This window comes from Streptomyces sp. NPDC006393, from assembly GCF_040628575.1.
Classification (GTDB): Bacteria; Actinomycetota; Actinomycetes; order Streptomycetales; family Streptomycetaceae; genus Streptomyces.
In genome coordinates, this window is the sequence record NZ_JBEXZD010000089.1 from 14,049 (window position 1) to 35,147 (window position 21,099).

Annotated in this window: 21 protein-coding genes and 3 pseudogenes; 11 read left to right on the plus strand and 13 right to left on the minus strand. The window is 68.0% G+C overall.

Features of this window, described 5'->3' with window-relative positions:
* Window positions 1-40 precede the first annotated feature (40 nt).
* From ABZ484_RS28640 to ABZ484_RS28650, 3 genes are all read right to left on the minus strand, one after another.
* Entirely contained in the window at window positions 41-1,105 is a 1,065-nt protein-coding gene (locus tag ABZ484_RS28640) for an alpha/beta hydrolase (protein WP_358868817.1), read from the minus strand.
* A 92-nt stretch (window positions 1,106-1,197) separates the two neighbouring features.
* Entirely contained in the window at window positions 1,198-1,491 is a 294-nt protein-coding gene (locus ABZ484_RS28645) for a DUF1427 family protein (protein WP_358868818.1), read from the minus strand.
* A 141-nt stretch (window positions 1,492-1,632) separates the two neighbouring features.
* Window positions 1,633-2,193 (minus strand): quercetin 2,3-dioxygenase, encoded by a 561-nt coding sequence (locus tag ABZ484_RS28650; protein ID WP_358868819.1) that lies wholly within the window; start codon window positions 2,191-2,193, stop codon window positions 1,633-1,635.
* Window positions 2,194-2,341: 148 nt separating this feature from the next.
* Here ABZ484_RS28650 and ABZ484_RS28655 point away from each other — a divergent pair, with 148 nt between their 5' ends.
* Together ABZ484_RS28655 and ABZ484_RS28660 are read left to right on the plus strand one after the other, a co-directional pair.
* Window positions 2,342-2,785: a MarR family transcriptional regulator gene (locus ABZ484_RS28655; protein ID WP_358868820.1), complete on the plus strand. Its 444-nt coding sequence runs from the start codon at window positions 2,342-2,344 to the stop codon at window positions 2,783-2,785.
* Between the two features lie 56 nt (window positions 2,786-2,841).
* Window positions 2,842-3,546 carry a transposase family protein gene (locus ABZ484_RS28660; protein WP_358868821.1) on the plus strand — a complete coding sequence of 235 codons (705 nt, stop codon included), beginning with the start codon at window positions 2,842-2,844 and terminating at the stop codon, window positions 3,544-3,546.
* 239 nt (window positions 3,547-3,785) lie between these two features.
* Here ABZ484_RS28660 and ABZ484_RS28665 read toward each other — a convergent pair whose 3' ends face one another.
* From ABZ484_RS28665 to ABZ484_RS28700, 8 genes and pseudogenes are all read right to left on the minus strand, one after another.
* The gene (locus tag ABZ484_RS28665; protein ID WP_358868822.1) at window positions 3,786-4,217 is read right to left on the minus strand and encodes a DUF5958 family protein; all 432 of its coding nucleotides are present in this window, start codon (window positions 4,215-4,217) and stop codon (window positions 3,786-3,788) included.
* Complete coding sequence (locus ABZ484_RS28670; protein ID WP_358868823.1) at window positions 4,217-4,873, minus strand: Fic family protein; 657 nt, start codon at window positions 4,871-4,873, stop codon at window positions 4,217-4,219. Before ABZ484_RS28670 ends, ABZ484_RS28665 begins: the two co-directional genes overlap by 1 nt.
* On the minus strand, window positions 4,870-5,544 hold the full coding sequence (locus ABZ484_RS28675) for a hypothetical protein (RefSeq protein ID WP_358868824.1): 675 nt from the start codon (window positions 5,542-5,544) through the stop codon (window positions 4,870-4,872). Before ABZ484_RS28675 ends, ABZ484_RS28670 begins: the two co-directional genes overlap by 4 nt.
* A gap of 119 nt (window positions 5,545-5,663) precedes the next feature.
* Window positions 5,664-6,425 carry a hypothetical protein gene (locus ABZ484_RS28680; protein ID WP_358868839.1) on the minus strand — a complete coding sequence of 254 codons (762 nt, stop codon included), beginning with the start codon at window positions 6,423-6,425 and terminating at the stop codon, window positions 5,664-5,666.
* 144 nt (window positions 6,426-6,569) lie between these two features.
* Window positions 6,570-7,073: pseudogene (locus tag ABZ484_RS28685) on the minus strand (Tn3 family transposase); the annotation flags it as partial.
* A 100-nt stretch (window positions 7,074-7,173) separates the two neighbouring features.
* Window positions 7,174-7,647: a nuclear transport factor 2 family protein gene (locus ABZ484_RS28690; protein ID WP_358868825.1), complete on the minus strand. Its 474-nt coding sequence runs from the start codon at window positions 7,645-7,647 to the stop codon at window positions 7,174-7,176.
* A gap of 146 nt (window positions 7,648-7,793) precedes the next feature.
* Window positions 7,794-8,113: pseudogene (locus ABZ484_RS28695) on the minus strand (transposase family protein); the annotation flags it as partial.
* A 157-nt stretch (window positions 8,114-8,270) separates the two neighbouring features.
* The gene (locus tag ABZ484_RS28700; protein ID WP_358868826.1) at window positions 8,271-9,194 is read right to left on the minus strand and encodes an alpha/beta hydrolase; all 924 of its coding nucleotides are present in this window, start codon (window positions 9,192-9,194) and stop codon (window positions 8,271-8,273) included.
* Between the two features lie 196 nt (window positions 9,195-9,390).
* Between ABZ484_RS28700 and ABZ484_RS28705 the strand changes: the two genes are divergently transcribed.
* Window positions 9,391-10,269 carry a helix-turn-helix domain-containing protein gene (locus tag ABZ484_RS28705; RefSeq protein ID WP_358868827.1) on the plus strand — a complete coding sequence of 293 codons (879 nt, stop codon included), beginning with the start codon at window positions 9,391-9,393 and terminating at the stop codon, window positions 10,267-10,269.
* 867 nt (window positions 10,270-11,136) lie between these two features.
* The gene (locus ABZ484_RS28710; RefSeq protein ID WP_358868828.1) at window positions 11,137-11,511 is read left to right on the plus strand and encodes a hypothetical protein; all 375 of its coding nucleotides are present in this window, start codon (window positions 11,137-11,139) and stop codon (window positions 11,509-11,511) included.
* 349 nt (window positions 11,512-11,860) lie between these two features.
* Here the strand turns inward: ABZ484_RS28710 and ABZ484_RS28715 are convergent, their stop codons facing one another.
* Both ABZ484_RS28715 and ABZ484_RS28720 read right to left on the minus strand, forming a co-directional pair.
* On the minus strand, window positions 11,861-12,673 hold the full coding sequence (locus ABZ484_RS28715; protein ID WP_358868829.1) for a hypothetical protein: 813 nt from the start codon (window positions 12,671-12,673) through the stop codon (window positions 11,861-11,863).
* 360 nt (window positions 12,674-13,033) lie between these two features.
* On the minus strand, window positions 13,034-13,429 hold the full coding sequence (locus ABZ484_RS28720) for a VOC family protein (RefSeq protein WP_358868830.1): 396 nt from the start codon (window positions 13,427-13,429) through the stop codon (window positions 13,034-13,036).
* Between the two features lie 107 nt (window positions 13,430-13,536).
* Between ABZ484_RS28720 and ABZ484_RS28725 the strand changes: the two are divergent.
* From ABZ484_RS28725 to ABZ484_RS28755, 7 genes and pseudogenes are all read left to right on the plus strand, one after another.
* Window positions 13,537-14,181, plus strand: a pseudogene (locus tag ABZ484_RS28725) (3'-5' exonuclease); the annotation flags it as partial.
* A 619-nt stretch (window positions 14,182-14,800) separates the two neighbouring features.
* Window positions 14,801-16,441, plus strand: a complete 1,641-nt coding sequence (locus tag ABZ484_RS28730) for a restriction endonuclease fold toxin-2 domain-containing protein (RefSeq protein WP_358868831.1) — start codon at window positions 14,801-14,803, stop codon at window positions 16,439-16,441.
* A gap of 11 nt (window positions 16,442-16,452) precedes the next feature.
* A complete protein-coding gene (locus ABZ484_RS28735; RefSeq protein ID WP_358868832.1) occupies window positions 16,453-16,908 on the plus strand; it encodes a hypothetical protein in 456 nt (151 codons plus the stop codon).
* Window positions 16,909-17,280: 372 nt separating this feature from the next.
* Window positions 17,281-17,706, plus strand: coding sequence for a hypothetical protein (locus tag ABZ484_RS28740; protein ID WP_358868833.1), 426 nt, complete (start codon window positions 17,281-17,283; stop codon window positions 17,704-17,706).
* A gap of 200 nt (window positions 17,707-17,906) precedes the next feature.
* Window positions 17,907-18,494, plus strand: coding sequence for a hypothetical protein (locus ABZ484_RS28745; RefSeq protein ID WP_358868834.1), 588 nt, complete (start codon window positions 17,907-17,909; stop codon window positions 18,492-18,494).
* Between the two features lie 451 nt (window positions 18,495-18,945).
* Window positions 18,946-20,487 carry a TerD family protein gene (locus ABZ484_RS28750; protein WP_358868835.1) on the plus strand — a complete coding sequence of 514 codons (1,542 nt, stop codon included), beginning with the start codon at window positions 18,946-18,948 and terminating at the stop codon, window positions 20,485-20,487.
* A 325-nt stretch (window positions 20,488-20,812) separates the two neighbouring features.
* Window positions 20,813-21,028, plus strand: a complete 216-nt coding sequence (locus ABZ484_RS28755) for a hypothetical protein (RefSeq protein ID WP_358868836.1) — start codon at window positions 20,813-20,815, stop codon at window positions 21,026-21,028.
* The last annotated feature ends 71 nt before the right edge of the window (window positions 21,029-21,099 follow it).

Consider the following 21,099-nt stretch of genomic DNA (forward strand, 5'->3'; position numbering starts at 1 on the left):
TGCTGGGACAGCAGGTAGATCGTGTGGGCCGTGGTGGTGTTCAGGGTGTGCGCGAGGCGGGCGATGGAGAAGTCGCCGCCGGGCACGGCCCGGTGCAACTCGGCCGCGGGGATGCTGTCCGGGTCGGGCCCGGGCAGCCGGAGCGCGCGCACGGTGGCGTCGTCGAGGTGTGGAGTCCACTGGACAGGCTCGTCGATACCGTGCTCGTCGAGGATCGTCCGCGCGTGTGTGCGCGGGCGAAGTCCAGGGAGGTGGTGAAGCACTGTTCGACGTCCTCGTCAGGCAGGCCGGCCCAGACGTGGTCGGCGCCGGGGACGGGGCGGAAGTCGACGTGGGCGCCCGCCTGGCACAGGGCTGCGGCGAGTTGCTCGCTCTGGGCGAGCGGGATGAGCGTGTCGTCGGTGCCGTGCAGGATGAGGAAGGGCGGGGCGTCGGCGGTGACGTGGGTGACCGGGCTGGCCGCACGGGCGCGGTCGGGGGCCGTGGCCAAGGGCGCTCCGATCAGCAGCGCCTCGCGTGTCGTGCGGCTGGTGGCGTCGTAGCTGCCGGGCCGGGACTGGGAGGGCAGAGTCGTCAGGTCGGTGGGCCCGTACCAGGCGACGCAGCCGCGCACCGGGGCGGTGAGGGCCAGCAGGGCGGCCAGGTGGGCCCCGGCGGATTCGCCCCAGGTGACGGTGCGGTCGGTGTCCAGGCCGAGTTCCTCGGCGCGGGCGTCGAGCCAGGCCAGGGCGGCGGTGACGTCCTCGAGCTGGGCGGGGTAGGTGGCCTCGCCGGTGAGCCGGTAGTCGAGGGTGGCGACGGCGAATCCGGCCTGTGCGAGGCGGGTGAAGGGGCTGGGGTGCCAGGGGCGGAAGCGCGGTCCCATGTCCGTGCGGGTGCCCGTCCGCCAGCCGCCGCCGTGGATGTAGACGATGACCGGCAGCGGGTCGTGCGGTTCCTCGGGCAGCCACAGGTCGAGTTCGAGTGGGCGGATGCCGTCGGGGGCGGCGTAGACGGCGCCGCGCAACAGGCGTGTGCCAGGCGCGGGGTGCGCGGCGGGCGGAAGCGGCAGTTGGGCGGGTGCGGGTGCGGCGAGCAGGGCGGCGAGCTCGGGCGGCAGAGGCATGAGGGTTCTTTCCGAACGAGACGGGCGGCAGCTTCAGGGGCGGCGCCACGGGCGGCGTCGGAGGGGCGGTCGGGTCGGCGCCGGCGTGCGGGTCAATGAGGTGTGGACGGCACGCAGGTGCAGCAGGACGCCTGCTCCGGGTCGGCTGGGTGCGCGCCTTGGGGAGGTGGCAGAGGGGTGCGGTGCAGGGCGATCCGTGCGCCGAGCACCGTGGCTGCGCGCTCGGCGAGGCCGATGCCCAGCAGGCCGGTGAGCCCCAGCAGGGCCGGCACCGGTGCCCTGAGGTCGCAGGTGCAGTAGAGGGCGCCCATGGTCGGCCCCGCGGCGAAGGAGATCACGATGTGTCGGCCGAACGCGGCCACGCGGGTGCGGGCTGCGCTCCTCACAGCTTCTCCAGGACGGTCTGCCCGATCAGTATCCCGAGCAGGCAGGCCAGGGCGGGGGAGCGGGGGCCTTGACGCGCAGTGCCGGGTACAGGGCGCCGACCAGGGTCTCGGCCAGCAGTGCTTGGACGTACGCCATCGTGGTCAGTTTCCGGTGCGCCACTGGTGGTCAGGCAGGAACCGTACGTCGTGCTGGAGCGGGACGGTGCCGAACTTGTGCGGTTCGGGTATGTACGGCTGCGTGGGCAGGCCCAGTTCCTCGGTGGGCGTGCCGAGGCTCTCGAAGAACCGCTCGAAGGTTTTGCCCGGTCCTGCGGCCACACCGACGATCCGGCTGTGGTGGCGCTCGATGCGGTAGGCGTGCGGGCAGTTCTTGGGGACGAATCCGAAGTCGCCCGCGGTGAGGAGCTTTTCCTGCTGCTCGCCCTGGAGATCCTCGATGAAGAGCCGGACCGCGCCGTCGGTGACGTAGAAGATCTCGTGGGTGTCGGCGTGGGAGTGGGCGGGGATGACGTCGCCCCTGGGGCCTTCGACGGTGAAGAAGTTGAAGGCGTTCTCGGTCTGCTCGCCGCCGGCGTAGACGGTGACCAGGTCGGTGAACAGGTGGGCGCGGTCGCCCATGCCCTTCTCGATGAAGTAGGGCTTGCCCGGCTCGGCGGGAATGTGTGAGCGGGACCGGTAGCGGGTGGCGAACTCCATGGTCATGGCAAACCTCCGGTACGACGAGGAAACAACGAATGTCAGGCTACCTGACATTTGGCTTCAGGTCGCTTCTGTGATGAAGCGGGTTTTGCCGGATCGGGGCCGCCGGAGAATGGTCGCTATGCTCGACACCCCGACCCGCCGAGGAGCCATGACCACGCCCGCGCCGAACCTGCCCCAGCTCTTCACCGAGGCCAAGCGGTGGTTCGACGACGCGTTGCTGGCCAGCATGGAGGCCGCGGGCGAGCAGGCGGTGACCGTCGCCCAGGCCGCCGTCTTCGCCACCCTGGACGAGCACGGCACCACGGTCTCCGAACTCGCCCGCCGGATGGGCGTCACCCGGCAGACCGTCCATCAGGCCGTGCACGGTCTGATCGGCATGGGGCTGCTGGAGCAGATCCCCGACCCGGCCTCCGCCCGCAGCCGCCTGATCCGCCCCACCGGCGAAGGCATCCGTGTGCACTACCGAGCCCAGGCCGCGCTCGCCGTGATCGAGGGCGTGCTGGCCGAACGCATCGGCACCGCCGCCGTCGGCGCGTTGCGGCAGGCGCTGGCCGCTCCCTGGGGGGAACCGCCCCTGGTGGACGCACCCTGAGGTCCTGACACGAGCGACACCAGGCCAAGCTCGCGTCCAGGCCGCGGAAGCGGGCTGTGGGTGCGGGTGCGAAGCACCGGCTGGTGTTCGTCGACCGGCTCCTGGCCACGCTCGTGCATCTCCGCCATGCCGTCACGCATGACGTGCTGGCCTGCTGGTTCAGTGTGGACCGCTCCACCATCACCCGTGCCATCGGCGAGGTGCGGCCACTGCTCGCCGAGGGAGGGTGCACCATCAGCCCGGGTGTGCGGCTGCGGACCCTGGCCGAGGTCGTCGACCACCTGGGAACCAGCGGGAAGACCGGCATCATCGACGGAACCGAGATCCGCGTCAGGCGCCCGGCCGCCGGCCGCAAGGACCGGGACAAGTTCATCTCCGGCAAGAGCAAGCAGAACGCGGTCAAGACCATGGTCGTCACGGACGGCGACGGCCGCGTCCTCTTCTGCAGCCCGGCTCAGCACGGCAGCTGCGCAGACATCACCCATGCCCGCCAATTAGGGCTGGTCAGGCTCCTGGAAAGCGGCCCGGCGGTCGAGATCCTCGCGGACGCCGGCTACCAGGGTCTGGGAGCCCAGACCGGCGGGCCCGTGGTGACACCACCGCACCGCAAGTTCAAGAAGAACGCCCCGGACTGGTACGAGGAGATGCACGAACGGCAACGCAAGGCGCACTCCTCGCGGCGCATCCGTGTCGAGCACGGCATCGCGCATTTGAAGAACTGGCGGGCACTGCCCGCCACCTCGGCCACCGCGAACACGTGAGCGACACCGTGCAAGCCGTCGCCGCCCTGCTGTCCCATCAGCAGACCGCCGACCTGACCACGGCACGAACATGAACACCAAGCTCCACCGTGGCCCACGACGCCTCACCGCCTACCGTGCACGAGCTCGTTAGTGCCGGGACCATCCGCTGCATCAGCCGCCGACACCTTGATCGACCGGGCAGGCCCCGTCGGTGTGTCTGCACCGGGTGTTCTCGATTCAGCCTGCTCAGGTAGGGCTCACGAAGTCCCCTCCGATTTGATTGAACAGGCGGAAGGATCAGCGGCAGGCAGCTGATGCCACCAGTGACCGCATCCGCCCGAGCAGAAGCGCTCGCGGCGCCGCGCGTCCGCGATTGCCAGCAGCGCGATAAGCAGGCGGAAAGCCTTGCGGCGTTCGTCGACTGGGGTGAGCGCAGCGATCTTCCCCAATTGCTGGTCGATCCGACCGCGGGTGATCAGTACTGCGGGGGTGTGTGTCGGGCGTAGTCCGGCACGGCGGATGCTCTCCGGTCCGTCCTCGTCGACGGCGCGAGCCTGGACGCAGTGATGGCGCAGGAAAAGCAGCACCTCGGACTGTTCCTCCGGGCCGAGACTGTCGAACCACTCGATGCCTTGTGGCATCGGGCGCAGTCCCTGGGCGAGTTCGTTGAGTATGACGTCGCGTCCCATCAAGACGGGCTCCCGTTGAACAGGCGGCGCTGCGCCGCGGTGATCAGGATTCCGATCAGCACTGCTAGATCGGCCGCGCCATCGGCGTCGTCGGCCCAGCGGGTGACCTGCAGCGGGTGCGCCTGGTCGAGGGAGACACCGTCACGGGCCAGGACGAAGGCGAGCGCCAGCATGGCTGCGCGGGCGTTGCCGTCTTCGAACGGATGGAAAAACAGGACGTCGAGGTACGTCCGGGCAGCGCGCGAAGGCAGGGGCAGATCCGGCTGGGTGCTCTCGGACAAGCACTCTTCGAACCGCGCGGGTGTGTCGGGCGCAAGGCCGTAGCGCTCTCGTCCGCCCTTCGCGAAGGCGGGCATGGTGCGGAAGCCGACAGGGTCGCGATGCAGCACGGCCCGCTGCCAGCCCGCCATGAGAGCGAAGGTCAGCTGCCTGCCCTGCTTCGCGTCGGTGAGAGCCTGGTCAAGGGCCGTCAGAACCCGCGCGGTCCCTTCCGGGTCGCGGCCGCCGCGCGTCGCGGTGAAGAAGTCCCGGACGCCGTCAGGCGCAGGTGGTCCCGCAGCGGGGCGCTCGCCGCTCCAGCGCGGCCAGGAGATCTCCGTACGGGTGCTCAGCCAGGCGGCAAGGGCGTCCTGCTGGCCTACGGACGCGGAAGTCATCCCTGTCCTCTCACGGTTTGAGCGAACCGTGAACTCACCGAGTCGACCACCGTGGCGTCCGGTGCGATCCAACTGCCGAAGCGGCCACCGACCGCGCTCTCAACGATCTCCCGGGATCGCTCCTGGACGACGCCGTTGTAGGTGAGGAACCATGTGAGGACCTGCATGCAGTGCCCGTACCAGCCACTCTCGGCCTGGGTCCGGTCGGCCACCACGGTGACCAGCCGCGTGCATGCTCGCTCCCAGTGCCAGGGGTCCACCGAGGAGTCCGCCGAGGGCCTTCGCGGTGCGAGGGCGGAGAAGCGCTCTGCCAGTTCCTCCAGCCAGTCACGCCATTCGAGCAGGGCCGCGACGACCAGCAGGGCGGTCTCGTCCGCCGTCGTCACGGAATGGGAAGCACAGCACCACACGCCGACGACTCCGCCGTCGGTGTCGCCCTCGCCCACGGACCAGTTCCATCCGCAGGCCCACCGGCCGTACCGCTCTACCAGAAAGTCGGTGACCGGGTCCAGCGAACGCCAACGGTTCTCCTCCACGGCACCTGCCCCGGGCAGCAGGGGTGCCACAGACTCGGCCAACGCCCTCGCCGCATCCTCGTCAAGCTCGAACGGATGCCGCAACGGATCTACTTCTGCCCAGGTCAGGGCGTGCGCCCACAGCTCAGTCACCATGCCACTCTGCCGTGTGCAGCCGCTCGAACACCAACCCATATCGAGCCGCTGTGCCACAGCGTTTGGGCAGCCATCGCCATCCGCCTCCAAAATGCTCGGTCACAGGTAGGGAGCGCCCCTCAGGCTTGAATGGGGCCGGGCTTCTTGTCGGGGTGGGCCGCCGTCGCGTACTTCATCGCGGTCGTCTTGCCCAGTCCGAACAAGCGCATCAGGTGGACAGGGTCGGCCGTATAGCGGGCCTCGTCGTAGATGCGGTCCTCGCGGAGCTTCCTGGCGCTGATGCCGACCCTTTCGAAGACGGTCTTCGTGACCTCGGTGCTCACCCGCGGATTGGTCTCGTCGGCGGCGGAGACCCTGCTGATCAGCGGGTGCGGGTGTGGGTGCGGGTGCGGGCTCGTGGTCCGGGGCCAGCGCCGGTGTCGCTCACGTAGCCATGCAGCGGCCAGCTCGATGGTGGCCTCATCGAGGTAAACGAAGTGGTCACGGCGCCCTCGCCGGTGAACGCGCAGCTGGCCTCGGGTCCGGTCGAGATCTTCGAGCAGTAGCGACGGAAGGTCGTCATGTGCCAGGGCATGTACCGCCACAAGAGCGACGATGAGCTGGCTCCGTACGTCATCGACCCTGTTCAGGACCCCCTTCAGGCGGTCCGAGGGGGGAGGCGTGGGAAGCCTGGGGGCATGTGGCAGGGAGACGCTGCGTGCGGGGTCGCGGAAAATCTGGCGCTCCCTGCGCAGAGCCCGGAACAGGGAACGAAGCGGGGGATGAACGGAGTGCCGGCGGGCGTGGGGCAAATCCGTCACCGCCGTTTCGACATGATTCCTGGTGATCTCCCTCAAGTTGTTGATCCCAGCCTCCACCCAGCCCTCGAGGATCGGGGTCACGTCCCAGACGTACTGGTAGATCGTCCCGGAGGCACGAGCGGGGTTGGATCGGCTGCCCTGGCGAGTTTCCTGGCTCTGGCGATCTCTGCATCGCTCTGCGGGGGCCCCTATCCACGAGGCGGACGTCAAGGCCATCGCGACCCTCACGGCCCGCCACAGTGCCGCCGCGCCCAGGTCGGTGCCGTGCGTCTCGACCAGTTCCAGCTCCTCGAACAGCACCTTCGCCGCCCGCGCGGCGTCCGTGGTGCCTTCTCCAGCTGCGGCAGCGTCGAGAGCCGGTCCTTGTCCGTGGCCCGCTGGGCCGTGCTGATCAACCGGGTTGCCATCAGGACCTGGAACAGGTCCAGGGCCTCGTCGATCGCCTTGGTCTCCAGGTGCCGCATCACCGCCGTCAGCGTCGCCGTGCGCTTCGGCTCGCTGGCCCGTTCCAGCCCGGCCGCTTAGCTGCCCAGCCCGTACCGGGCCAACGCCGCCGGCCGGTTCGGCGGGATCTTGTTCAGCCTCACGCGGACCAGACCGAACGCTCCGATCTCGTCCACCCGCTCCAGCGCGCGGGCGAAACGCCGTGAGCGTCGTCCGCGTCGGCGGCCGGCGCAGCCGCTCCAGCTCCGAGAACCGCTTCCCCTCCGGCGTGACCAGCGTCGATACTGTCATGCCGGTCAGCGGTGCTCACCGTCGCAACCAGCCTCTGTGGGATGGCCTGACGTCGGCTGTGGGTGGGGTTCGAAACGGGAATGTCTCCGTGTGTCTACCGCTGTGCGCTCGCCTGACGCAGATGGCGACTCACATCGCCGACCAGGTTGATGTGGACCGTTCGCTCCACGAAGCGCCACTGCCCATCGCGGCGCTTGAAGCGGTCGTGGTACCGACCGCCGGCGATGGGTTGCAGCGGCAGGTCAGGCAGCGCTTGCAGCACCGTGACGTACGAACGCGAGACCGCCGTGCTCGCCTCTTCGTCGATCTCGATGGCAATGTTGGTGATGACATGCTGGGTTCTCGGCGTTCCGTCGGCGTAAACGATCAGAGTGTTCTGGAACATCTTCTCGATCGCCTCGCGCCCGCTCACTGGCTCGCCGCTGCCCGTGAAAGTGGCGTCAGCGAGAAGGAAGCCGAGTCCTGCGAAATCGCCGTCGTCCACGAGCTCGGCGTAACGTGCGAGCAGGTTCTCGATGGCCCGGTAGCTCGTTCTCGGATCGGCGGGCATGCCGGTGGACGTGGACATGGTTTCCTCCAAGCGAGACGGACGATCATCACCGCGCTGCCCCCGTTGATCACGAGGCCGCAAACGGGCCGGTTGTGACGCGCAGCTTGCCATACTGGCGGTATCTTGAACGCGCCTCCGGCAGTGAGGCTTTTCCCACCCCGTGTCGATGATGCGAGGCGGAGGCTGAGGACGGCTTTGACCAGGTCGGTGATGCGGGTGGTGCTGCATCGCAGTTTTGCCCAGGAGCCGCCAGGTCTTCAAGGCGGCCATGGTTTGTTCGCCGAGTGCTCGGATCCTGGCGTGGGACCGGATGACGGCTTGCTGTCCGGCCGGCAGGCTCTCCCATCGGCCCCCGGTAGGGAACCCGGATGGTGCCGCCAGCGCGTTTGTACGCCTTGTCGGCCCAACACGCGACGTCGGCGCGGGCGAGGGCGTCGACGATGCCATGGGGGCGGGCCGCCCGGATGCCGTGGACCGCACCGGGACGTCGGTGCGGCAGGTCGCCTGGGACCGCCTCGGCACCTGGAGCCTGTCTGACTTCGGCCTCTCCCTCAGGAAACGGTCCGGGCTCTCGGCCGCTGCCTGATCCAGGCGGCCGAGAGGGCGTTTGTCCCTGTGCCTCAGCCACGTCGCACGCGGGCTCAGTCGGTGGTGAGGTGGGTGGTGTAGAAATCGGTGAGCTTGTCGATGGCGGGGTCGATGTACTCCTTCTTGTCGTAGAGGTCGACGTGGCTGGCGCCCTTGATCCAGTGGAGTTCCTTGGGGCCGGTGGCGCGCTGGTGGGCCTCGACGGCCATCCAGGCGGTGACGGCGCGTTCGCCGATGATCTGGAGGATGGGGCGGGGGCCGATCAGCGGGACGGCGAAGAACGCGTCGTGGAAGGCCATCCTGTCGATGCTCTCCCAGGCGAGGGTCTTCGCGGAGCGCTCGTGCCGGCCGCGCGGAGTGCAGTAGTACTCGAAGCCTTCGAAGGCGTGCTCGCCGCCCAGCGCGCGGGCTTGCTCGGCGGTCTCCGGGAACATGGTCATCGTGCCGGGGTCCTCGCCGCGGGCGGCCGCGCTGCGGGCCGCGGCGGCGGCGTCCAGCAGAGTCTGGAAGACGGCCGGGTCCTGGGTGCCGTCGGCGCCGAGACGGAACTGGCGGGCGGGCTCGGCGGTGGACACGGTGGCCACGGCCCTGACACGGTGATCGCCGCCGGTGGCGGCCAGCGAGTAGCTGCCGGAGGCGCAGATGCCCAGCAGGCCGATCCGGTCGGCGTCGACATCGTCGCGGGTGGTGAGGTAGGAGACGGCGGCCTTGAAGTCCTCCACCCGCTGGGCGGGGTCCTCCAGACCACGGGGCAGGCCGCCGGACTCACCCTGGTAGGCGGCGTCGAAGGCGAGGGTGATGAACCCGCGCTCGGCCATCCGCTGCGCGTACGTGCCGGAGGTCTGTTCCTTCACGCTGGTGCCGGGGTGACCGACGACGAGCGCCGGCCGTGGACCCGACGGCGGCGCGTCGGGGGTGTAGAGGTGGCCGGCGAGCGGGATGCCGGCGCTGTCGAAGCTCACGCTGGTCTGGACCATGAGGCACTCTCCCTGAGACGGTGATGACGTGTCGTAACGCACCGGCGCGGCGGACTCGGGGGCCCGCACCCTGCCGGGCACACATCCACGTTCCGTCAGCCTCCGCACGAGCGGGAGAGCCAGGTTTCTGCCTGGGAAAGAACTTGCCCCCTCACACATGTGCCATGGCCGTCGCGGCGCCATGACACTTGAGAGCATGACTGCAGACTCCGACTCCCGGGCGCTGGGCGCCTTCCTCAAGGCCCGCCGGGCCCAGCTGACACCGAAAGAGTGCGGCCTTCCCGAGACGGACTCCGCCCGGAAAGTCGCCGGACTGCGCCGCGAGGAGGTCGCCCAGCTCGCCGCCATCAGCGTGGACTACTACACGCGACTGGAACAGGGTCGCGTCCGGGCATCCGTACCCGTGCTGACCACCCTGGCCCGCGCCCTGCGCCTCGACGACGACCAGCAGCACTACCTCTACGAACTCGCCGGCCGAAGCGACGCCCACCCGCGCCGCCGCCGGCCCGCCCAACGCCTGCGTCCGGCCATGAGACGGCTCCTCGACCAGCTCACCGAAACCCCCGCACTCGTCCTTGGCAAACGCCTGGACATCCTGGCCTGGAACCCCGCCGCCATAGCCCTCTACACCGACTTCGCCGCCATCCCGGCGAACCGGCGCAACTACATGCGGCTGCTGTTCACGAACCCGGTGGTCCGGCAACTGCACCAGGACTGGGCCCACGACGCCCGGGAAGCCGTCGCCGCTCTGCGCATGGAAGCCGGCGCCGATCCCGACGATGACGACCTCGCGCATCTCGTCGGCGAACTGTCCCTCCAGGACGCCGACTTTCGCACCTGGTGGGCCGAACACCGCGTCAGCAGCGCCAGTTACGGCACCAAGCACTACCGTCACCACCTGGTGGGCGACCTCACTCTCGACTGCGACACCTGGACCAGCCCGGACGGCTCTGGACAGCGCCTGATGATCCTGACCGCCGAACCCGGCAGCCCCTCTCATGACGCCCTGCGCATCCTCACCTCATGGACCATGCAGCAACCGAGCAGTGACCGGACGGGGGACCTGCCGCGGTGACCACCTGGACACCCGAAGATCCCGCCCTTCTCGCCGGGGCCGAATTCCTCGTCCTGACCGCTGGGGACGACGGTCACCTTGGCGTGGAGATCGGTATGGTCCTGGTTGGTGGCGAGTTGCATGTGGGTGCCTGCCGAGGGGTCCGCTCAAGCTGGTACCAGGCGGTGCAAAAGCACAGCCGACGGACAGATCCGCGTGGGGCCGTCGTCCCTGCGGGCGTACCGGTGCCGGCGGCACCACCCGCTGGAACAACTCCCAAAGGTCCTCCGGCGCCATCCGTTGCACGCGTTGGTCTGCTCAACGATTTCCTGGATTGCCGGATACGGGAGTCGCCGGACGTGCTGCCACTCAGCGCGCCGACAGTCAGGATCATCGAGCCCGTCACTCCCAGCCCGTAGTTTTCCGTGAGTCCTCTTGGGCCCCGTGGTTCGGGCCAGAGCCACCGCGGGCCGGCTCGTCCCCCGGCTGAAGGCAGGACTGCGGCTTTCGGGTCACCGGTGCGCCCGGGGGGTCTGGAGTGGAGATCCGGGGTAAGCGCGGGGGATCAGGCGGGGGAGTGAGCAGCGCTCGAGCAACCCCGAGCACCTCACTGTCACCCTCCAGCGCACCGCTCGACCGGCCGCCGACCCGCACTGCGCACCCTTCCTGGGCAACTGTGGGCCGACCGGCTCGTACTGCGCAGTGTCAGCTTCCACGGCGTCGTCACCGTGCGCGCCGTGGCCGGGCCCATTCGGGTCACTCTGGAACCTCAAGGTTCCAGTCTCCAGGTGTCCACGATCAGGGAGAAGCTTCACACGTCGCGTCACCCAAATCCTTGATAGTGTCGGCTACTTACGGATGGCATGGTCACACGACTACCATCCCCGGATGGCACTCTTCAGGCGCAACAAAGCCAGCAGCAACGCAACCACCGCACTGCTTGTCGTCACGGACAGCGGTGTCACCCGCGTCAACACCGGTTCGTATGGGCCAGACCTCGTCCAAGAGGTCGCCAAACAGCTCCGCTCCCAGAACATCCGGTCCACCAAGCTCGGCGACGACCTGACCCTCTGGCATGCCGAGGTCAGCCCCGGTCAAGCACGGTCAGGCCGGCCCAATCCCGCAGCCAGTCAGCTCGCAGCCGAACACGGCCACCCACCTATAAGCGGCCCCGCCGTCGTCACTGGCGCGCTGCTGTACGGCAGCCCGTATCCACTGGACGCTGACGGGGCCGAGCGGATCGCGGCCCGCCTGCGCGGATAGCATCAGTTTCGAGGCGCCGCTACACCATCCGGTGCCGGCAGGTTTTCGCGTAGTCCCCCAACGCAAGGCCACGTAGCGCGACCCGCCCGGATGGTCCTCGTAAGAGGGCGTTTATACAGGTCCAGCCCTGTATACGGCTCTCGTCACTGCCTTGCTCTGCGGGCTTTCATCCCGTAGGGAGCGAACGGCCTTCTCCGGGGCGGAGGCTCGGCCATCCGTCTCGTTCGCTTCCGTGCCCGGAAGTCCGTCTGGTTTGAAGATGCCACGGAATCGCTCGATGAACAGCGGAACCGAGCCCTCCGACTCGCTCGTGATCACGCTACGCCGTGAGCCGCCGGACAGGCCCTAGCTAGCCTGCGGCGGCGGCCTCAGCGTGCCGGGCCTCCATCGCGGCGATCACCCGCTGCCGGGCCAGCCGCCTGGCCTGCCTGAGCTTCGCGTCGGCCAGCAGGAGGGGCGTGTACCAGAACCAGCCCCACACGCTGTAGGAAACGGTCCCGCTCAGCACCAGCGCCTTGTTGGTGGCGAGGACCAGCACGAAGGTGGCGACGTACGCAGCCACCCGGTGGCGGATCATGAGTCGGAGCGGGGCCCGCCACGGGCCGGCCAGCAGTTCCAGCGCGGCCGCCACCTCGGCGGCCCGCAGGTCCTCGGGATGCGCGTGCGCCTGGCCGCCCTGCTTCAGCGCTTCGGCGACATCGGCGCTGTGGGACGCCAGAGCCGCCCGCTCGGCCCGCGCGGTGGCCGTCCTCTCCCGCACGTCCTGCCAGTAGCCCCGCCCGGCCCAGCCGAGCGCGTCCTCCACCCGTGCGGCCTCGGGCGATCCCGTCGGAGCCAGCACGGCGATCCGCTCCTTGAGCAGGCCGGCCCGACCGCTGCGCCCGGGGTACGTCCACCCGTCGGCCCGCAGACACAGCTCCAGGTAGGAGACGAGCAGTCCGAGGTCGTCGGGCCACTGTGCGAGCCCGGCCTCGTAGGCCTTCTCCGCCTCGGCGTCGTGGTCGTCCTCGTCCTCCGCCGCGTGTGCGAGGCCGAGCCACCGGTAGAGCACCGGATCGGGTCCGAGTTCCTCCAGGCCGGACTCGGCCAGCTTCCGGACCTCCGTGAATCCGCCCACTGCGAAGAGCTCCTCGCAGTGGTCGGCGTATTCGTCACGCGTCATGCTTCCCGCCCCAGTCGATCAGTAGGGTCACTTTCAGCCACACGAACCCGATGGTCAAGGCATGTCGGCGGGTGGCTTTATTCACGAGGCGTGACGGCGTGTACAGGGGTTTGGGAGGCGTCCCCCGAGCCACCATCCGTGATCATCAATCCACAGCCGCGACCGACCACGCTGGGCCAGGCCGAGCGGCTTCAGGGACGCGATCAAGGCTCGCGGACCGATCAACCCACCTGTCCGGACCCGTCCTTCTTCTCTCACATCTCCTCTAACGAGCCACAACACCACCCACCCCTGGACTGCACACCGGGTCAAACAACCAACTGATCCACGGGACACTGCCTAACCCTTGGGAGAGATCATCTAGTTGGATGGTGCCAGGGTGCGCAGGACGTCGAACTCGTTGCCCTCGGGGTCGGCCATGACCACCCAGCTCCGGCCAGGGTCCTGGCCCACGTCTTCCTTGGCGGCGCCAAGGCCAAGCAGCCTGGCCACCTCGTCGTCGGTACTGCCGTTGATCGGGCTGACGTTCAGGTGGAGGCGGTTCTTCACGGTCTTGCCCTCGGGCACCCGGATAAAGAGCAGGGTGGGCGGCATTTGGCGGGCCCGGACCTCCTCGACGGTCGGCTCCCAGGAACCGATCTCGACCTTGCCCTCGCTCCGGTCGATCACCTTGAAGCCCAGGACCGCGCACCAGAAGGCCGCGAGCCGCTCCAGATCGTGGCAGTCGAGCACCAACTCGGTGAACCTACTGGTCATTACTCCCCCAGACAGTAGGGATGGGGCTCAGCCTATGGGGCCGCGCCACCCCTCCGGTCCGGAATCGCTACGACCGCCAACCCTTGGAATCGATCATCTAGGTTTCCTTGGGCCCCGTCACGAGCCCCGACGCCGTGCTGTGCCGCACCGACGTCGGCGCCATGGCCCACGTGATGATCTTGATGGCTGCCGGTTACCGGGTCGCCCTGGCCGGGGGAGGGGACAGCCTGCGCGCTCTGGCCCAGGCCGCCCGCGACCTCAAGGAAGGACGCCGCACCCACCACCCCGAGCTGATCCTCTTCTCCTCGTGGGGCGATCTGCAGGACTACGCCGCCCACGACCCGGCCGGCCGCGATATGCAGCCGCTGGTCAACCTCGTCGACACGCACGGCACCGACGCCATCCTCACCGCCGTCGGCCGTCTCGTCTCCGAGTCACAGGCACAGGTCACCGTCTCCACCGCCCACAAGGCCAAGGGCCGCGAATGGCCCCGCGTGCTGATCGCAGACGACTTCGCCCGGACCACAGCCCACGACACAAGCGATGCCGACAGCCTCCCGGCGCCCCCGGACCCCATCGACGACGCCGAAGCCCGCCTGGCCTACGTTGCCGTCACCCGCACCCGCCACCGCCTCGACCTCGGCGGATTGTCCTGGATCCACGACCACCCCGACGGCCACCGCGCCCTCCCAAGACCGCCGTCACGAAATGAGGTACCCGAGGGGGAACATCTGCCGGGCACGCTTGGTTGAAAGGAGCGTGGTGGTGAAGGGGACAGTGTCCCCGGGCCTCACCTATGGCCCATGAGGACGATCGTTCGGCTGAAGCCTCATGGAGCCCATCGCCGAGAGGCGACCGCCCTTCACGACCACATCCTGCTGATCAGCCCCGACCGGTGTCATCTCTCCGGCCGGGGCTGAGCCCAATGTTTCTCCTCCACCGCCCGACCCGCGACCCTGGCCCCCTGCCTACTCGGAGCCACGGCCTGGACGCCGCGAACCAGGTCCCGCCAGGCGCGGTCTCGTACGCCTCGATCCGCTGCGCGCTCCACGACTCACGCGTGGGCGGCCCGCCCTGATCGCGTAGCTGCTCGACCAGGGCCTGCGCCGCGTCTGCTGTCCTTTGTATCTCCACTAGCTCATCGAAAGTGTGTGGTGCCACGTGCGCGGATCCTAACCTGACGGTCTGATGGGCTGACTGTGTCCACGTAGTCGGTGACGGATCTCGCGGACCAGGGACGGCTATTGGCTCACGCGTCCATATCCAGCCAGCCCGTCGGACCTGGTCCCAGCACGCCAAGCCCCTGTGAGGTAGAACGGACGACGGCGAACATGATCGCGTCATGCCAGAACGGGGAGGATTCACGTGGGGATGCCGCCTGACCTGAAGGTCATCGCGGACAACATGGTCAAGGCGTCGATGGGACTGGCCGACACGGTCATGGTGGCCACCGTCGAGGCGACCGTAGCTCTCTTCAATGAACTGGACCGCCAGCACGGCATGGCGGGAGACGACGACGCGGGCGCCGAGTTCGCCAAGGTGTACAAGCCGGCCGCCGCCACCACCCTGGACTCGATGGGGTACAGCGCCTACATCATCGGCGAATCCGGCAAAGGCCTGATGCGGAACGCACGCGAGTTCATGGCCCGTGAAAGCGCGGTGGCCTCAGCGATCCTCCGCAAGCAGGTTGATCTCACCTACACCATGGGTGACCCCGGCCAAGCGTGTGAGGAAAGATTCCTCGGCCTGGGCCAGGAACTTCCCGAAGTGATCGGTGAGACGTCCGCCTGGGACAAGTACGCACCGGCAGGAATGAGTGACCGGTTCCGCGGCTCCCCGGAGAAACTGCGCGACGTCGCTGCTTCCTGGAGAGCGGGAGGCGAGCTCGTGGCCCGGCTGCTCACAGACGCCCAGACCTACGCCTCGACTGCCGGCAAAGCACATTCCGGGGAGGCCGCCGACGCCTTCCATCAGTACTTCGCCGACAGCGTGGGCTTCATCTGCCCGTCCGACCAGGCACATGAAAACGAGCCGTTGTTCGCCAACCTGGTCGGTGCATGCACGCAATTGGCAAAGGCCTGCGACCGGTACGCCGACCACGTCGAGGACGCGAAGGAGAAGATCGTCCATCACCGCGTCGACCCGTTCGCGAACGACATGCCCTGGGACTCCCCGATGTTCGGCGGCAACGGCTACGACGGCGGTCTGAAGGACGCCGTCCTCTCCGATCCGTACATCCGCGCACTGGGCAACGTCGCCCATGCCCTGGACTCGTCCCAGAAGCGGGTGAAGCTGCCCCCGGACAGCAAGCCGGACAGCCCCCTGCTGCCGGGAATACCACTGCTTCCCATCCCCGGCCGCGTTCCGGTTCCAGTGCTGATCGCCTCCTACCACGGCCAGGCTCCCAACCTGCTGCCGATGGCGAGCCGATACGACCCGACGCTCGACCGGGACCCGCTCCCGCCGGAGCCCGGATCCACTCGCATCCTGAGCCTGCCCGAACAGCAGCGATTCGAGAACTGGGTGCACACCCTGCCCGCCGGCGGCTTCGCCGGCGGCGGCGGAGCCACGAGCCCGGACAACGCCTACCAGCTCTGTGTCGCCGGCTACCCCGAGCGCGAGGTACCCCTGCCTCCCGGAGTCGGCAAGAGCAACAGAGGCCTCATGATGGACGGGATGCGCAAGGACGACGGCTACGCGATCGACGCCAAATACATACGTAAACCGGACGAGTGCAAGTCTTTCCGCAGCATCAGCAAGGTCAACCAGACCCTGGGCACGCCACCGGAGATCGACCCGGACACCGGAAAGATCGAGTTCGATCCGCACCGCGACGGCATGTACTTCAAGGACGCCACCGAGATGAACCGGTACCGCGCAGCCCTCGACGACCCCCGCAACGACGAGATCCGCGGTTTTGAGATCATCACGAACGACAAGCAGGCGGTGCCGTACTGGGAAAGCACGATGGCCATGAGCGGCGTCAACGGCAGCGCCCGCTACGTTCCCTAGCGAAGGCAGACATGACTGAAACCGACGCCCGACGCACGACGTTCAGCTTCGCACCTCCCGTGGACGACGCCGCTGCCTGGGACATCCAGCTGAACGACTTCGCCGAGCGCCTGATGCAAGGCTTCCCAGGCACGGAAACCTGGCTGCTGGGAGCCCAGGCGCCCCACCCCCAGGAGGGCCTCGGATTTGACATGCCCCTCGGGGGAGGCACCCGCATGGAGGGACTCGTCAATACGCCCTACCCAAAGGTCGGCGCCGTCATGGCCCTGAACGCCACTGCCGATGAGGCAGCCGTCCTGGCACGCTGGCTCCGGGACCACTACGCGCCCGCACCGGACCTCGTGCAGTTCACCAGCGAGAGGGCTCTGGAACTGGGCGTCACCGAATACGGACGGATCCCGACAACCGGCGATGTGCACGAGATCTCCCGCGTCCTGCGCGAGCACCTCGACGAGGTGGATGCCTGAGGCCTCGGCAGCGGCCGAAGACCACCGCCGAGTGAGTCCTGTCCGCATACCGTCTCGCCCGGGCTACCAGGCGGCATCTCTCTTTGAGGGCGGCTGGTCAGTTGATCAGATGTGTCTGTGGGACCAGATCAAGCCGCTGATGCCGGCCCAGCCGGTCCTGGACGGTGGTGGGCCGGCCACCGCCGCACTCCGGGCCCCATCGGCGTGGAAGTGCCGAGACAAACAAACAGCGCAGCGCGGTCAAGCGATACATCAACCGCCTCCGATGACCCTTGCGGCTGTGCTGCCGTCGGCAGTGGCGGTCGAAGCAGATGCCGGAAAGCGCTGTTCCGGTGGGCTGGGGCCGCGGCGGGTGCCTGACAGGATTGCCTCATGCAAGAACCCCAGACCAGTCGGCTCGGCAATCGTCCTGAACGCCAGCTGCCGGATCGGCTGCGCGCGGTCGGGCCTGGCTGGCATCCCTTGCTGATGCGGCTGCACGAGGAACTCCTCGCCCGTGAACCGGGCTACCGGGTTGACGACCTGAAAGAGAAACTCGGCGGTGTACGTGTGCAGGTCACCGGAGTCTCAGGCGGCTTGAGTACCGAGGTGCGAGCCCTGGTCGCTGCGGCCGAAGCACAATCTGCGGTTACCTGCGAATTCTGCGGAGCGCCAGGACGCCGACGACCCCGCGGGGACGGCGCAGCCGGCTGGCTCAAGACGGTGTGCGACAGCTGCCATGCTGCTTGGATCCGTCACGCCATCATGATCGTCAACGGGGTTGTGCGCCGCAGAGAGCCCGAGGGCGGCGAGCGTTAGCCCCTGCCGTCGACAGCTCTTACCCGATGACAGCGCCACTCCGGCCCTGCTGTGCGCACTCGCCGCCATTGCTTCCACACCCATGCGTCGACGCCAGCGGTTCGCTCCCGCATCGCAGGTGGATCATGCCAGGCCCGTGCAGATGGTTGAAGAATGGTTGGGGTCTACTGACCGCCGGCATGCCAGATCACGATTGGGTCATGTGTGTAGAAACCATGGATGTTTCATGGTTAACCTGTGCCGCCCGACTCTCTGTGCAGGACCTGACTGCCGGTCAGGGCCGTGAGGAGCTTGCGGTGGAGAACACGTCACCACTTCCCCCTAACGTCCCCCCGCGCCCATCCAGCGCCCCCACGGTGCATGCCGCGCCCGGCTCGACGGACTCGCCCAACGGCTGGCGGGACGAGTATGAATACCACCCGGAGTACCAACGCATCCTGGCGCGCATGGAGAAGCTATGGTGGCAGCGGCCGATCACCCTATGGTGTGGTGTCGTTGCCGTCGCTGCGGCCTCGTTCTTCCTGGGCGGTGCGCTTCTCGGCTCTGATGGCGACGCCACATCCTCTTCCACCGACCCCTGGGTACAAGGGCAAGTGGATGATCAGTCACAGAACGGCCAGCAGCAGAACAATCAGCCTGCCGGACTGAGCTACCAGCAGAAACAACAGATCCTCAACAAGTTCTGCAACTCATCCCAGATGCGCGGAGAACCCGGAGACAGCTCCGCGTTCCCGACCTGCATGGCGAGCTACTACGTAACGGATCAAGGCATGGTCATGCAGAAGTAGGTCCGCGTTTTCGCGTCCAAACAGCAGTGCACTGCAGGCGCTTGGCCTTGCCCCCGGATAGGAGCTCACGCTTCTCGTGTGGAGGCCATGCCGGCGGTCGGCCGGAATCCACAGGTGCCAGGCGGTTCAAGGGGAGAGGGGATACTCCATGGGGTTCGGGTTCCGTGTCGGTGTTCCCGGTATGAGCGTGCGGGTCTCGACGCGCGGCGTGCGGACATCGATCCGTCCGCGGGCGGCGAGGCTCAGCGTGGGTACCGGCGGCGCCCGGGTGTCATCCGGTCTCGGTCCTTTCTATGCCTCGAGTTCGCTGGGTGGTGGCCGACGGCGGACCAGTACACGTCGAACCTCGCGACCCCGGACCGTCGCCCCGTCGGCCGCACAACTGGACAGGGCCCGACGGCAGGCAGAGCGAGCCCAGCAAGAGGCGCAGCGCGAGGCCGCCATCGCTGAGTTGCGACAACTGCGCCGGCAGACCACCAGCGTCCACCTGCAGTCGTTCCCCGCAGCACATTTCCCACAGATTCCAGACACGCCGAACCTGGGCCTGCCCTGGGCACTGGCCGAAGCCCGTGCCTTTCACCTGCAGGGCATCGCCCGCCTGGCGCGCGCGCAACGTACGGCAGCCAAGCAGCGTGCGGAACAGGACGCTCCCCTCTACCTGGCCGCGGAATCCGCCCGTCTTCAGGCGGTGCGAGAGCAGTTGGCCAGTGAGGCGCAGCAGTGGTGGCAGGCGCTGATATCCAACGATGAGGCGACGGTCTGCGAGGCGGTGAATATCGCCTTCTCCGACAACCCGGCAGCCGGCTGTGCTGTTGGGGTAGACGGCCCTGTCCTTTCCGTCGTGATGCGGCAACAGGACCTCGACTCCCTGCCCACCCAGACACCCGGCCTGACACCCAGCGGCCGCCCCACACTGAAGAATCTCACCAAACGGGACAAGACCCTGTGGTGGCTGACGTCCATGGGGTCGAACATCGTCGCCACCCTCAAAGAGGGCTTCGCGACCGCCCCGGGCACCACCGCCATCGACCTGGCCGTGCTGACCCGCCTGCCCGACACCCAACGTCTCGGCTTCGTGGCCTACGGCCGCTGGACCCGCGAGGCGATCGAGTCCACGCCCTGGCGGCAACCCGAGGACGCCCTCCGCTTCCTGGACATCGGCCAGGACGTGGCCTGCTCCGTCACCACCACGGCCTCCGGCAATCTCTCCACCGCCATCAAGCCCCTGGACACGACCCGCGTGCCCGGCCTGCAGGACCTGCTTGACCACGCGCAGGACGCCCCCGACTCAGGCGAGACATCCCTAGCAGACCTCGACATCAGTCTCGGCGGCAACACCCCGCCCGGTGGAGGCAGCCCGGTCACCGATCCGTACCGGATCAAGCCGTTCGCCGAGTGGAAGCAGGAAGCACCGGCGAGTCCGCATCCCATACCGCCCGCCACTGCGGTGGCCCCCGTGACGCTGATCCCCGGTCAGACCCTCGTCCTGCCCGAAGAGGCCTGGCAGGGACTACGTTTGGCTTTCAGGTTCGCGGGCGCCGACGCAGACCTCACCCTCTTCCTGACGGGGCATGACGGACGCGTCGGCGGTGATGAGGATTTCGTCTTCTACAACCAGCCGTCTGGCGCGGACGGAGCCGTGCGTCTTCTGGGCAAGCAGCTCGAAGGAGCGCACACCGTCGAGCGCGTCACTGTTCACCTGTCCGCGCTGCCCGAACACGTCCGACGCGTGGCCATCGCGATCAATATGGACGTCGATACTGGACTCACCTGCGACTCTCTGACCTACGCCACCCTGCTGATGGACTGCACGCTGGGGGCGGCTTGGGAGTTCCAGCCGCCTGCAGACCCCAATATCCGGGCCATGGTCGTCGCAGAGTTGTACCGGCACACCGTCGACGGCCGACCTGCCTGGAAACTGCGAGCCATCGGCCAAGGCTGGGCTGAAGGCCTCGACGCTCTGGCCCGCGCCTACGGAGTCGACGTCGAGTGACTGCGGCCGCATGGCTTGGACGGCCCTGCCGACGCGGAGTGCTCCGCAGGCGAATCTGCGACAACGCCATCGGCGCCGACGCAGGTCCTCCTTGCCAACTCGGGCATCCTCCGACCTCCCGTCCCCACCACCAGCACCGCGGCGCCGTGTCCTTACCGGCCTTTCACCGTCGCTCAGAATGGAAGATAGCGGGCGCCTGCCCGGTAATCGGCTCGGTGATGCCTGATTACGTAGAACTCATTTCCCCCGTCGCCCCGCCAGGTCACCCTGCTCGTAGTGCCTCAGGCCCACCTATCCACGATCCCTCAACTGGAAGCTGGTTCCGATGAAGCTCAACAAGACCCCGCAGTCCGAAAACGAGCCACAGACCTTCAAGGGTTACTCGGCAGTCGCCACGCTCTATGCGGATCGAGTCGAAATCCGCCGCAACCGGTTCGCGAAGCTTGCCGGACACAAGGACTCCACCACCTACTTCGCCGACATCCTCAAGCCGCACGGGAAGCCGCCAACCCGCCTCCTTAGACGTCATCTCATTTGGTGAGTCTGCGGTAGCAGATGAGGGTGCAGGCGATGCCGGTGAAGGCAAGGAAGTGCTCGGCTTTGCGCTCGTAG

Bases quoted from the DNA above. Each gene is read 5' to 3' on its own strand.
- ABZ484_RS28640 (WP_358868817.1), bottom strand. From the start codon at position 1,105: ATGCCTCTGCCGCCCGAGCTCGCCGCCCTGCTCGCCGCACCCGCACCC.
- ABZ484_RS28650 (WP_358868819.1), bottom strand. From the start codon at position 2,193: ATGACCATGGAGTTCGCCACCCGCTACCGGTCCCGCTCACACATTCCC.
- ABZ484_RS28655 (WP_358868820.1), top strand. From the start codon at position 2,342: ATGACCACGCCCGCGCCGAACCTGCCCCAGCTCTTCACCGAGGCCAAG.
- ABZ484_RS28665 (WP_358868822.1), bottom strand. From the start codon at position 4,217: ATGGGACGCGACGTCATACTCAACGAACTCGCCCAGGGACTGCGCCCG.
- ABZ484_RS28670 (WP_358868823.1), bottom strand. From the start codon at position 4,873: ATGACTTCCGCGTCCGTAGGCCAGCAGGACGCCCTTGCCGCCTGGCTG.
- ABZ484_RS28675 (WP_358868824.1), bottom strand. From the start codon at position 5,544: ATGGTGACTGAGCTGTGGGCGCACGCCCTGACCTGGGCAGAAGTAGAT.
- ABZ484_RS28690 (WP_358868825.1), bottom strand. From the start codon at position 7,647: ATGTCCACGTCCACCGGCATGCCCGCCGATCCGAGAACGAGCTACCGG.
- ABZ484_RS28700 (WP_358868826.1), bottom strand. From the start codon at position 9,194: ATGGTCCAGACCAGCGTGAGCTTCGACAGCGCCGGCATCCCGCTCGCC.
- ABZ484_RS28705 (WP_358868827.1), top strand. From the start codon at position 9,391: ATGACTGCAGACTCCGACTCCCGGGCGCTGGGCGCCTTCCTCAAGGCC.
- ABZ484_RS28710 (WP_358868828.1), top strand. From the start codon at position 11,137: ATGGCACTCTTCAGGCGCAACAAAGCCAGCAGCAACGCAACCACCGCA.
- ABZ484_RS28715 (WP_358868829.1), bottom strand. From the start codon at position 12,673: ATGACGCGTGACGAATACGCCGACCACTGCGAGGAGCTCTTCGCAGTG.
- ABZ484_RS28720 (WP_358868830.1), bottom strand. From the start codon at position 13,429: ATGACCAGTAGGTTCACCGAGTTGGTGCTCGACTGCCACGATCTGGAG.
- ABZ484_RS28730 (WP_358868831.1), top strand. From the start codon at position 14,801: ATGCCGCCTGACCTGAAGGTCATCGCGGACAACATGGTCAAGGCGTCG.
- ABZ484_RS28735 (WP_358868832.1), top strand. From the start codon at position 16,453: ATGACTGAAACCGACGCCCGACGCACGACGTTCAGCTTCGCACCTCCC.
- ABZ484_RS28740 (WP_358868833.1), top strand. From the start codon at position 17,281: ATGCAAGAACCCCAGACCAGTCGGCTCGGCAATCGTCCTGAACGCCAG.
- ABZ484_RS28745 (WP_358868834.1), top strand. From the start codon at position 17,907: ATGTGTGTAGAAACCATGGATGTTTCATGGTTAACCTGTGCCGCCCGA.
- ABZ484_RS28755 (WP_358868836.1), top strand. From the start codon at position 20,813: ATGAAGCTCAACAAGACCCCGCAGTCCGAAAACGAGCCACAGACCTTC.